Genomic DNA, 12,104 nt, shown 5'->3' with positions numbered 1-12,104 from the left:
AGAGTATCTGCCATGACCCGACGCCTGATCCGTTCCGCCCTGTTGACGACCGTGTTTGGATTAGGCTTTGCGACCGCAGCCTTGGCTGACGCCAGCTTTGTCATCATCCAGAACGGCGAGAATGTCGGCCATGTCGAGGTGGTGGAAACCGCTGCCGATAAGGGCAAAACCCTCAATATCGACTACGTCGTTGATGACAATGGCCGTGGCCCCAAGCACAAGCAAACCATCACCCTGAACGATAAGGGCCTTCCGGTCGCAGGTACGGTTGCCGGAACCTCCCTGATGGGTGGCGCTGTCAATGAGACCTTTGCCATCAAGGGCACAACATTCACCTGGTCGTCACAGGCGGATTCAGGCAAGATGGCGCTGAAAGCCCCCAAGATTTATATCGTCAACGATTCCAACCCATACGACCTGGCCATATATGCCCGCTACCTGCTGACCCAGCCGAACCAGACCGCCGAGACCCTGCCCGGCGGATCGGCGCGGTTGCAAGCGATCAAAACCCTCGATGTCGGTCAGGGCGATCAGGCGATTGCGGTCACCATCTACCGTCTGGATGGCCTCGACCTCGCCCCCGCCTATATCCTGCTCGATGAGCAAAACGAACTGTTCGCCGCCGGCAATATGGTGCGCAAAGGCTATGAGGCCGAGATCAAAGCCTTGGGTAAGCTCAACAGCGAACTGGAGGCCGAGCGCCAGAAGACCCTTCAGGCCGAACTGGGCCACCGCTTTGACGGGCCGGTGCGTATCAAAAATGTGCGGGTGCTCGACCCCAAAACCGGCAGGCTTAGCGCGCTGTCCAGCGTCGTGGTCAATGGTGACACCATCGCCACCATCCTGCCCGAAGCGGAGGCCGCGACCAACGCCCCAAAAGATGAGACCATCATCGATGGTGAAGGCGGCACGCTGGTGCCCGGTCTGCACGACATGCACTCCCACACCACGCGCTCATCAGGGCTATTTCTGCTCGCATCAGGTGTCACTTCGGTGCGCGACATGGGCAATGATAACGGCTTTTTGGATACTCAGATCCGCCTGATGAATGAAGGCACGGTCGCGGGCCCGCGCATCGTCCGCAACGGCTTTATCGAAGGCAAGAGCCCCTATTCCGCCAACCACGGATTTGTGGTGTCGTCATTAGATGAGGCGATGAAGGCTGTGCGCTGGTACGCCGATCACGGCTATTATCAGCTCAAAATCTACAACAGCTTCAACCCCGACTGGATTCCCGCCGTCGCCGCTGAATCCCACCGCCTCGGCATGGATGTGGTCGGTCATATCCCCGCCTTTTACAGCCCTGATCGCGGCATGAAAGACGGCTATGACGAAATCACGCACATCAACCAGTTAGTGCTGGGCTGGCTGCTGAAAGACGGCGAGGACACCCGCACGCCGCTGCGGCTGACGGCCCTTGCCCGCGCGGCCACGCTTGATCTCAATTCCGCCCCGGTTCAGGCGTCGGTTGCGACCATGAAGGCTCAGGGCATGGGCCTTGATACCACCGCCGTGATCGTTGAGCGCCTGATGCTCAGCCGCGCGGGCAAGGTCAATCCGGCCGATGCGTGGTACCTCAAGAACATGCCTATCGGCTATCAGCGCTACCGCAAGCGCACCTATGTGCCGCTGAAAGATGCTGCCGAAGACGCCAGCTATTTCACCGCCTTTGATAAGCTGGTCGATATTATGAAGATGCTGCATGATAATGGTATCCAATTACTGCCGGGCACCGACGATACGCTCGGCTTCTCGGTCAAGCGCGAACTGGAACTCTATGTCAAGGCCGGCATGACCCCGGCGGAGGCGCTCAAGGTCGGCACCTACGACATGGAAGTCTATCTGGGCCGCGACCAGCAACTGGGCACGATTGAGCGCGGCAAGCTGGCCGACTTTTTCCTCGTCAAAGGCGATCCGACCCAGGACTTAAGCGCGCTGCGTGAAACCCGCATGGTGCTCAAGGGCGGCTTTGTCTATTTCCCGAACGAGATCTATGACGCGCTCGGCATCACGCCCTTCACCACGGCGCCCACGGTGACCAAGCCCGACAGCCCGGTCGCCGCATCCGATCACTCTGATCACGGAGAGTCCGATGGCGCCCACTTCCACTACTGATATTGCTTACTGGCCTTACGATTTCGACCTTCCGGCATCAGAAGCTGTCTCAACCGGCGGCATCCTGCACCTGTCCGGCCATATTGGCGACGATGATGACGGGAATGTACCTGACACTCTGGCCGAGCAAACCGAGCAGATGATGCGCAATGTCGCGGCCTCATTAAAGACGGTCGGCGCCACATTCGATGATGTGTTCAAATGCCGCCTGATGCTGACTGATATTGGCCGTCTAGAGGAGGTATTTGAGATTTACCGGCTCTATTTCAAGCCTCTGTGCCTGCCGGTGTGTACGACGTTTGGGATATCAGCCCTGGCCTACGGCGCGCAGGTCGAAATCGAAGTCAGCCTAAAAAACGTAAAATGAGGGGATAGATGATGAAAACCGCAGCCTCCAAATGGGTTCTGGCCGCCGTGCTGATGGCAGCCCCGATCAGCACAGCCCCCGCCCTCGCCCAGACCGCGGCGACATCCGCACCGATGCGTTTTGAAACCCAACATTCCGGCAACTTTGGCGGCAAGACCCTCCGTTATAAGGCCGTGGTCGAACAAACCCCGATCATGGGCGCAGACGGTCAGGCTATCGCCCAGATCGTCGCCACCAGCTATATCCGCACCGACACACCCAAAGGCACGGTCAGGCCGGTTATTTTCGTCTTCAACGGCGGCCCCGGTTCGGCCTCGGTTTGGCTGCACATGGGCATTATGGGCCCAAAGCGCGTCGCCTTCACTGACGATGTGAAGCCCGAAACCACCCCGCCGTTTAAGATCACCGACAACCCGGACAGCCCGCTTGATGTCGCCGATATCGTCCTGTTCGACCCTCCCGGCACCGGCTATTCGCAAGTGGTCATGGGTAAAGAATCCCAAGCCTTCGGCGTGGAACAGGACGCCATAATCACCGCTGGCTTCATTCAGGGCTGGCTGCGCCAATATGATCGCGTGGGTGCCCCCAAATTTGTGGTCGGCGAATCCTACGGCACCATCCGCGCCGCACGTTTAGCTAAACTTCTGGCCGGAGGGCCCTCGGAAACCGGCTCCATGACCGGCCTGACGCTCAACGGCGTTATCCTGCTGGGTCAGGCGATGGACATGTCCCCCAAGGGCGACACCGCTTATCTTACGGGCCTGCCGACCATGGCCGCCACCGCCTGGTATCACGGCGCCGTCGATAAGTCTGCGACCACGCTGTCCAAACAGATCAGCGAGGCCGAGGCCTTTGCCGCCGGAGACTATTTGCGCGCGCTCTATCTCGGTGATCGCGCCACGCCGTCCGAAAAAGCCGCCGTGGCCGCAAAGCTGTCGACGCTGACCGGCCTGACGCAAGACTATATCGTGCGCCAAAACTTGCGCGTCAGTCTGAATGAATTTGCCTCTGAGGTGCTGGCCTCGAAAAACATCCAGATCGGCATGTATGATGGCCGCTACACCCTGCCGCTCAAATCGTCCGGCGGCGATCCGGTCGCTGATGATCCGGCCATGGGTCAGTATGTGCCGGGTTATCTGGCCGCCCTTAATACCCACTTCACCCAGAATCTCGGCGTCAAAATCGATGCGCCCTACAAGGCGATTGAGTTTCGTACCGTCAATGCCCGCTGGGACTGGGGTGGCGGGGCCGGTACGCCGCCGTCAAAGAATTATGCCACCGATCTGGCCATCGCCATGCGCCGCAATCCGTCGCTTAAACTGATGGTCGGCACCGGCGTCTATGATTTGGTGACCACGCTCGGTTCCGCCGAATACACCCTTGCGCATTCAGGGATCGACCTGAAAGCCGTCACCTTCAAAACCTACGACTCCGGCCACATGCCCTATATGGGCCCGGATAGCCGTAAGGCCCTGTCGGCCGATCTTCGCACCTTTATCACCGCTTCGAGTACCGCCCCATGACCGAACCAACACCTTCGCGCCTCCTGAAACAGAACGTCGGCCTGACCGGCGTGGTCATGTTTGGCGCGGGCAGCGCCATCGGCGTGTCGATTTTCTCGGTGCTGCAACCGGCAGCTCAGGTCGCCGGTTCCGGCCTTTTGATCGCCATGCTGATCGCTACGATCCCGATGGTGCTGTTTGCCTCATCCTACGCCTTCATGGGCTCAGCCCTGCCCACATCGGGGGCGTCCTATGAATGGCCGCGCCGGTTCATCCACCCATTTGTCGGCTTCATGATTGCGTGGCTGCGGATCGTGGCCAATGTCGGCGCGGTCATTGTGCTGTCGTCGGTGCTGGTCAGTTACTTAAGCATGGCGTTCGACCTGCCGCGTAAACCGACCATGGCTGCGGCGATTACCATTGCCTTTGCGCTCAACTATTTCGGGGTGTCGATCGCGTCGGGTATCCAGACCGTGCTGATGGGTCTGCTGCTGATCGTGCTGGCGGCCTTTACCTTCACCGGCCTGCCGATGACCAGCATGGATCTCATCCAGCCGATCGTCGGTCACGGCTGGGTCGCCATTCTGGCCTGTGTGCCGCTAATGATCTCCCTGTTTCTCGGCATCGAAGCCGCCGTCGAAATCGGCGAAGAGGTCAAAAACCCGCAAAAAACCCTGCCGCGCGGCATCGTGCTGGCCGTGCTGCTGACGCTGGTGGTGTACGGTCTGGTGGCGGTGACGGCGCTGGGCCTGATCGGGCCGGACGCGCTGGCGGGTACCAAAACCCCACTGCTGGACGCCGCCAAAATTCCCCTTGGCCCATGGGCAGCCCCCGTCATCATCGGGGCCGCCACCATTTCGATCATGAAGTCGCTCAATGGTCTGGCGCTCGGTTTTTCGCGCTCGTTGTTTGCTATGGGCCGCGAAGGCGCCCTGCCCTCCGTGTTCAATAAGATTCATCCGAAATTCGGCACGCCCTATATGGCGATCCTGATCGGCTGGGGCGCAGGCCTTGCCGGTATCTTTTTGCCAGATGATCTGGTGTTTTTGCTGCTGGCCGTCAATATCCCGACCATGTTGAAATATATGGCCTGCTCGATCTCCGCCACCAATCTGGTCAAGCATCACCCCGAACTGCACGCTAATGCGGGTTTGAAGTGGAAGAAAAATTCCGTGCTGTGGTTGGGCTATCTGGGGGCCGCCTGCGCGGTTGTGGTGATACTTGCCGGTATCGAAGCCGATGTGCGCCCTTACGGCCTTTTGGCAGTCTGGGCGGTGATCGGCGTCATCTACTGGGCGGTTCGCTCAAGGATAAATCAGCCCCGCAACCCGTAGAATACGATGTAATTTATGCGAAAACCGGGTCTGACCCTTAGCACTTCACATAAGAATTGCCCGGATTATCAGCTAAATTTTTCCTCATAGCCACCCTTTGACCGGGGTAGGCGCATATGGAAAACAGTATGAATATCTCCTCGCGGCTGAGCCGGTCTGATACCGGCCTTGTGGCGTCACCTCTGTCTTCGGTCGCAGATGCCTGGCCGCCGCTGTCCTATGCCCAGTGGGTGCGGCAGGCTCTGGCCGATCGGGCCAAAGCCTTTGTCCTGTTCGACAGTTCGGTCGATGAACCCAAGGCCCTGCTGCAACAAACGATCAGCGCCGGTTTCGCAGACGGTTTTAGCGACCGCTACACCTCGGCCTTTGTGAACGGCAACCCTTATGTGCTGGGGGCCCTGTCGCGCCGGTACGGCGTGCCGCAGGATCACATTCTGACGACGTCCGCCGCCACGACCGCGATTGCCCTGGTCTACCGCGCCTATCTGTCAGCGGGTGACCATATCCTCGTTGAAACGCCGCGCTTTGACCTGTTGGCGACCACGGCCCTCAGCATGGGGGTCGAGGTTGAGGATTTTCAACGCACCGGCGACGATTTTGCCATTGATATGGACGATCTGCGCGCTCGCATCCGCCCGGATACCCGCCTTATCGTCCTGTCGGATCTGCATAATCCATCGGGCATGTTGCTAAATGAGGCGACCCTCATGGCCCTTGCCGAACTGGCGCAAGCTCATGGCCTTAAGGTCATGATCGATGAAGTTTACGGCGACTATGCCGGTGACGCGCGCACCGGATCGGCCGTGAAATATTCGCCCCACTTTATCGCTATCAACTCCCTGACCAAGATCTATGGCCTGTCGACGCTTCGCTGCGGCTGGATAATGGGGGCGCCCGAAGCGCTGGCACCCGTGCGCGATGTGGCGGGCCGTTACGACTTCACCACCTCGAACCTGTCGCATGCCGTCGCCGCTTTGGTGCTCGACGCGGATGACGCCTACGATGCCTACCGCCGTCAGGTGATGCTGGAGAGCCGTCCGGTCATGGCCAGGTTTTTCGAGCTATGGCGTGCGGAAGGCCTGATTGAGGGCCAATTGCCTGAACATGGCTGCATCTGTTTCCCGAAACTGGTCGGCATAGACGATACCATCGCCTTTTCAGACTGGCTGGCCAAAACCCATAATGTTCGCGTAGCGCCCGGCGAATATTTTGGCGCGGCGGGATCTGTGCGCATCGGTTTTGCCAAGGATATCACCGGCATGTCGCAGGCGCTGGAGCGCATGACGCAGGGCCTGCGCCAATACCGTATCTGATTTATATTTGATTTAGGCGGCGCTGGCCTGCTCGAAACCGGCAGGCAGATGGGATGAAAACGCCTCAGCCTCGTCGTCAGAGGCCTCAGCCGGGGCCAGCTTTTTTAGCAATTCACACAGGCGGCGCACCTCATCACGCGTCAACCCGGCAATCAACGCCGCTTCGCGTTCGCGCGCCACCGGCACGGTGTCTTCAAATTTGTGTCGACCGGCTTCCGTCAGAAACAGGTCATAGGCCCGGTAGTCACCTTCGCAGAATTGGCGGCTGACAAAGCGCTTCTTGCGCAGGCTGGTAATGGCGCGCCAGGCAACCACCTTTTCCACACCAACGCCCGCCGCAATATCCTTTTGTGGCACGCGCCCGTGAGCGCTCAGCATCGCCAGGATACGCCATTCGGTGGCGGTCAGACCGTGAGCGTCATGAGCCGCCGCGGCAATAGCTGACACCATCTCAGACAACTGCTCAATGTTATGCGGTAAGTAGGTACTGTAACCCGGTAATCCCTGACGCATGACACTCAATCCCCTTTTGCCGTGAGCATAGCATGATCATCGGCAAAATATCACCCCTAAACGATGATTGATTCCACATTGCCGCATGATTTTTTCCGTAAACCTATCCGATCCGGAAATTTTCACCCTAAATCAATTATCGAATATGGTATACAATAAAATTTCACCGGAGACTAAATTTTTCGTGAACGCCCGTCTCTGACGGCAATTGAGGCAAGAAATTTCGCAGCGCAGCGTATATTGTTTCGCAATGCAGCAATCAGACTCATCTAAGCCCGAAACACCCTGCAACGCCTTGCTCTCCGAAGAGACGGCACAGGCGCGTACGCTGCCCGCCCTCTGGGGTTCGATTACGGGCATAGCCGCCATGATGATGGTCATCGCCGTATGGACCGGCTTCAGCCTATCGGCACGCGGCCTTAGCCATCTGAACCTGACGCCGGCTGATGCCGCCCTCGTCCGCTTTGGCCTGCCGGCCCTGCTGTTCCTGCCGCTGCTGAAATCACGCTGGCCCCACATCCGCCGCGCCCCTTTAAGTGCGGTTCTGTCGGTGTTCGCCGGGGGCGGCCTGCCGTTTTATCTGGTTGCCGTTAAGGGGGCTACCCTGACCTCAGCCGCCCTGTCGGCCGCACTCATCCCCGGCGGCAGCGTGCTGATCGTCAGCCTGTTTCAGGCCCTGAACGCCCGCTCAAAAGTCTCCGTCTCGGTCATGACCGGGCTGGCCCTGATCGCCTGCGGCCTTGCGGCCGTCACGATGGTCAGCCGTCTGAATACGGGCGCCACCGCCTTGTCGCCACTGGGGACAGCTCTGGTGTTCGTCGCAGGCGCTCTATGGGCCCTGTTTACCCTGTCGGTGCGTAAAACCGGTCTCGATGCGATCGCCGTGTCGCTGGTGCAGTGCCTGCCGTCTCTGGCCGCTCTGGCGGTTCTGTCGGTCTCAGGCTACGCGCCCATTCATCTGGGCCTGCATAATATCTTGTCCGCATGGCCGTTTATACTGGCGCACGGCGTGGGCACCGGCCTGATGGCGGGCCTGTGTTACGCCTTTGCCATCCGCAAGCTGGGGGCGGTGCAAGCCTCGGCGCTGGGGTCGCTGTCACCGGCCGTCACGGCGATCTGCGCGGGCCTCTTTCTGGGAGAACCCCTGACGCCACTTCTGCTGACAGGGGCGGCACTGGTTTCGACCGGGGTCATTCTGCTCAACCTGAAAGCCTCTAAACCGCGCGCGAATCCCATCGCCAAGGGCATAAAAAGCCCTGCCGCCGCACCTCAAATTTTTAACTCACGCGTCAATTCGTAATACAAATATGGCCAAACACAGGCCAATACGCGGTTACCAAACCCTTATTTTGTAAGACAAATGCAGTTCATTTGACGCATTAGTCAAATTTTTGTCGCAATTATACAACATTGCGCCCCAAAGCGCTTTCACCAGCGCAAAATTGTGTCGACAGTGTTTTACAATGATAGCGTTGTCATGATAGCGGTAACGACACAGGCAGCCCGAACGAGTCACATGATGCGTTCCCCCACATAAGAGCTGCCAAGGGAAGGAAACGGCTTAGGGCAAAAGTCCAGGCGTTTTAAAAAAGATCCAGTACCGGCAATTCCGTCATGGCGTTTCCGGGCATGGAAATGCGCGTCCGCACGTGTGGCGGACAGCGAATGGCGCGGCCTTATCACGGCCGCGCCACAGTATCTGCGTAACCAAAAAAACAAAGCTGGAAGGAAGCGAAATGAACACGACTAAATCCAACAGGGGGTTGACGCGGGCGGTACGGGCGGCGGTGCTATGCAGCGCCTCGACTCTCGCCCTCGTGGCCAGCGGCGCCTATGCGCAGGACGCGGCCCCGGCATCACCGGAAGCCGGAGACGTTGAAACCGTCATCGTCACCGGCGTGCGCGGCTCTCTGCAACGCTCTATGAACATCAAGCGCAACGCCATCGGCGTGGTTGATGCGATCTCGGCCGAAGATATCGGCAAGTATCCGGACACCAACCTGGCCGAATCGATTCAGCGCATCTCAGGCGTATCGATCAACCGCATCAACGGCGAAGGCTCCGAAGTGACCGTGCGCGGTTTCGGTCCGGGCTTTAACCTGACGACCCTGAACGGACGGGTCATGCCTTCGGCTAACATCGCCGTGGTGGGTCAGGACAACGACTTTGGCGGCGGCGGCAGCCGTAACTTCGACTTTTCCAACATTGCCTCTGATGGCGTGAGCGGCTTTGAAGTCTACAAAACCGGCAAGGCGGATGTAGCTTCGGGCGGCATCGGTGCCACGCTGAACATCAAGACCCTGCGCCCGATTAACCGTTCAGGCTCGACCGGCAGCATCACCGTCAAGGGGCTGCACGGCGAAAACATGGTCGATGGCAAGGACTGGACCCCGGAAGTTTCCGGCGCCTATAGCTGGGGCAGCGAAGACAAGACCTTTGGCGTCGCCGTATTCGGTTCCTATTCCGAACGTGACGTAGCCACCCGCACCGCCACCCAGAACTCTTGGAACATCGACTATTTCGCCACCTGCCCTGAACTGAAGCCAGACTGTTCTTTGTTCCTGCCCAGCGGCAGCGGCCGTCTGCGCTATGACACCAATGGCAACCTGTTGTCGACCATCACCAACCGTCCGCCCGACGGCGCGCAGGTCTCCTACGCCAACGACAGCCGTTACCAGTTGAACGATGCTCATACCGAGCGCACCAACCTTCAGGCGACGGTTCAGTGGCGTCCGGCTGAAAACTGGCTGTTCACGGCAGATGCCTTGTATGCCGAAAACAAGGCGACCGAAAACCGCTCCGACGCTGGTAACTGGTTCAACCGTCCGTTCGATCAGGTCGTGTTTGAACAAGGCGCCTCCGGCATCTATAACGCCGTCTTCATGCAGGAAAATCTGTCCGGCACCAAGGACATGGGCTTTGAACAGGCTCTGCGCGGCGTTAACGACAAGCTGACCTCCTACGGCCTGAACGCCGAATGGAACATCAATGACAGCATGACGCTGACCCTGGACGCCCACAGCTCCAAGGCCGAAGCCCTGCCCGGTAATCCAAACGGCACCACCGCCGTGCTGATCGCCCTGGGTGCACCGGTTATTGCCTCGCACTCGGTTGATTTCCGCGGTGAGATTCCGATCCAGCGCTATGTGATCAATGACGGCACGCCTATCTACGCCCCTAACAGCACAACCACTATCATAGGCTACCGTGGGAACCGTAACGGACAACTGGACCTAGGGGACTTGGGCTCTCAGGTCGGTCGTATGGTGACCAACAGCCAGTCGCATAAGATCGATGAGTTCAAAGCTAACTTCCGTTACGACTTTGACAGCGAAAGCCGCTTTGATGCCGGTATCGATTTCATAAAGTCAAAGATGGACACCACCACCGGCTCCACCTATCAGGCTTTGGGTGACTGGGGCATTTCCAATCCAGGCGATGTCCAACAGTACGCACCGGGTCTGGTTCAGACCTACGATATCGGGGCCATGTTCCAGGACTTTACGCCGGGTGATTCCAGCGTAGCTTTCCGTGGCAATGCGCTTGATATCTATAATGCTCTGGCTGATGGTTACAACGTCTCCATCCCAACCGCCGCCATCACCTCGAACCAGATCGAAGAAGATATCAAAGCTATCTACGGTCAGTTCATGATGAAGGGGGACTTCCTGGGTATGTCCGCCACTGTGGTCGCCGGCCTGCGCTACGAAAAGACCGATGTCACCGCATCGGCCCTGCAAAGCCTGCCTACCGCCATTCGCTGGACGGCTGATAACGACACCACCGTTGATTTCAATGGCGGCACAGTCGCTCTGAATTTCGACTCCAGCTACCATAACTGGTTGCCGAACCTGGATGTATCGCTCAACGTGCGTGATGACATCGTGGCGCGCGGATCGTTCTCTAAGACGATTGCCCGTCCGTCGTTCGGCAATATGTACGCCACCACCACCGTCAATGGTCCGCCACGTCCGACCCTTAACGGCGTCAACCCGACCGCCACCAGTGGCAACCCCGGCCTTCTGCCGCTGGAATCGAGCAATGTCGATTTCTCGGTCGAATGGTACTATGGCCCGACCAACTACGCCTCGATTGGCTTCTACAACAAGGACATAGCCAACTTCGTAGGTCAGGGCTCGGTCGAACAAAGCCTGTTCGGTCTGCGTGATCCGTCATCGGGTCAGGCGGGGTCGCGTTCCGGCACAGCAGCTACCGCACTGGCCGCTATCGGTCAGGGCACAACGGACGTGAACCTGTTCACCATGACCGCCTTGCTGATCAAGAACAATGGTAATGCTACCGCGGCAACGGCCGAGTATCAGGCCAACTCGACCGGCGGCAATCTGAACCAGTCGTTCGTTGATCAGGTTCTGGCTGCCTATGACATCACCGCTGATGCCAATGATCCGCTGCATACCTTTGTCACCAGCATCCCGATCAACAACAAAACCGCGAACCTGTACGGCTTTGAACTGGCCTTCCAGCACTTCTTTGGTGATACGGGCTTTGGGGTCGCGGGCAGCCTGACCACGGTTGATGGCGATGTCGAATTCGACAACTCTCAGGCGGATACCGACACGGTTCAGTTCCCGCTTCTGGGTCTGTCGGACACCTATAACGTCACCCTGATCTACGATAAGGGGCCACTGTCGGGCCGCCTGTCCTACAACTGGCGTGATGAGTATATCAGCGGCGCTAACCGCGATGGTTCCGCCCACAACCCGACCTATGTCGAAGCTTTCGGCGTGGTCGATGTGTCGGTCAACTATCAGGTCACACCGTCGATCCAGCTCACCGTCGAAGGGCTGAACCTGACCAAGGAACACATCCGCCAGCACGGACGTGACAAGGTCAACCTGTACTACGCTCAGGAACTGGACACCCGCTATCAAGTGGGTCTGCGTTACAAGTTCTAATCGCGTCGCTTAAACTGATGGAAAAGGCCGCGTACCGTCGCGGC

Annotated in this window: 8 protein-coding genes; 7 read left to right on the top strand and 1 reads right to left on the bottom strand. The window is 58.6% G+C overall.

From position 1 onward, the window contains the following. Window positions 1-12 precede the first annotated feature (12 nt). From IE102_RS16210 to IE102_RS16190, 5 genes are all read left to right on the top strand, one after another. Window positions 13-2,115 (top strand): amidohydrolase family protein, encoded by a 2,103-nt coding sequence (locus IE102_RS16210; RefSeq protein ID WP_189488632.1) that lies wholly within the window; start codon window positions 13-15, stop codon window positions 2,113-2,115. Continuing rightward, window positions 2,093-2,482, top strand: coding sequence for a RidA family protein (locus IE102_RS16205; protein WP_189488624.1), 390 nt, complete (start codon window positions 2,093-2,095; stop codon window positions 2,480-2,482). Before IE102_RS16210 ends, IE102_RS16205 begins: the two co-directional genes overlap by 23 nt. An 8-nt stretch (window positions 2,483-2,490) precedes the next feature. Further along, a complete protein-coding gene (locus IE102_RS16200) occupies window positions 2,491-4,005 on the top strand; it encodes a S10 family peptidase (RefSeq protein WP_229807818.1) in 1,515 nt (504 codons plus the stop codon). Continuing rightward, complete coding sequence (locus IE102_RS16195) at window positions 4,002-5,318, top strand: APC family permease (protein WP_189488622.1); 1,317 nt, start codon at window positions 4,002-4,004, stop codon at window positions 5,316-5,318. The genes IE102_RS16200 and IE102_RS16195 overlap by 4 nt, the downstream gene beginning before the upstream one ends. 128 nt (window positions 5,319-5,446) lie before the next feature. Continuing rightward, entirely contained in the window at window positions 5,447-6,631 is a 1,185-nt protein-coding gene (locus IE102_RS16190) for a pyridoxal phosphate-dependent aminotransferase (protein ID WP_189488620.1), read from the top strand. Between the two features lie 12 nt (window positions 6,632-6,643). Here IE102_RS16190 and IE102_RS16185 read toward each other — a convergent pair whose 3' ends face one another. Then, complete coding sequence (locus tag IE102_RS16185) at window positions 6,644-7,144, bottom strand: MarR family winged helix-turn-helix transcriptional regulator (protein WP_189488618.1); 501 nt, start codon at window positions 7,142-7,144, stop codon at window positions 6,644-6,646. A 250-nt stretch (window positions 7,145-7,394) separates the two neighbouring features. Here IE102_RS16185 and IE102_RS16180 point away from each other — a divergent pair, with 250 nt between their 5' ends. After that, window positions 7,395-8,444, top strand: a complete 1,050-nt coding sequence (locus IE102_RS16180; protein ID WP_189488616.1) for a DMT family transporter — start codon at window positions 7,395-7,397, stop codon at window positions 8,442-8,444. A 436-nt stretch (window positions 8,445-8,880) separates the two neighbouring features. Beyond that, a complete protein-coding gene (locus IE102_RS16175; RefSeq protein WP_189488614.1) occupies window positions 8,881-12,060 on the top strand; it encodes a TonB-dependent receptor in 3,180 nt (1,059 codons plus the stop codon). Window positions 12,061-12,104 lie beyond the last annotated feature (44 nt).

Source organism: Asticcacaulis endophyticus, assembly GCF_014652575.1.
Classification (GTDB): Bacteria; Pseudomonadota; Alphaproteobacteria; order Caulobacterales; family Caulobacteraceae; genus Asticcacaulis; species Asticcacaulis endophyticus.
This window is presented reverse-complemented; position numbering and strand designations above follow the sequence as displayed.

What these genes read in the sequence shown, in the direction of transcription:
- IE102_RS16210 (WP_189488632.1), top strand. Translation starts at nt 13, where the DNA reads ATGACCCGACGCCTGATCCGTTCCGCCCTGTTGACGACCGTGTTTGGA.
- IE102_RS16205 (WP_189488624.1), top strand. Translation starts at nt 2,093, where the DNA reads ATGGCGCCCACTTCCACTACTGATATTGCTTACTGGCCTTACGATTTC.
- IE102_RS16180 (WP_189488616.1), top strand. Translation starts at nt 7,395, where the DNA reads ATGCAGCAATCAGACTCATCTAAGCCCGAAACACCCTGCAACGCCTTG.
- IE102_RS16195 (WP_189488622.1), top strand. Translation starts at nt 4,002, where the DNA reads ATGACCGAACCAACACCTTCGCGCCTCCTGAAACAGAACGTCGGCCTG.
- IE102_RS16175 (WP_189488614.1), top strand. Translation starts at nt 8,881, where the DNA reads ATGAACACGACTAAATCCAACAGGGGGTTGACGCGGGCGGTACGGGCG.
- IE102_RS16190 (WP_189488620.1), top strand. Translation starts at nt 5,447, where the DNA reads ATGAATATCTCCTCGCGGCTGAGCCGGTCTGATACCGGCCTTGTGGCG.
- IE102_RS16200 (WP_229807818.1), top strand. Translation starts at nt 2,491, where the DNA reads ATGATGAAAACCGCAGCCTCCAAATGGGTTCTGGCCGCCGTGCTGATG.
- IE102_RS16185 (WP_189488618.1), bottom strand. Translation starts at nt 7,144, where the DNA reads ATGCGTCAGGGATTACCGGGTTACAGTACCTACTTACCGCATAACATT.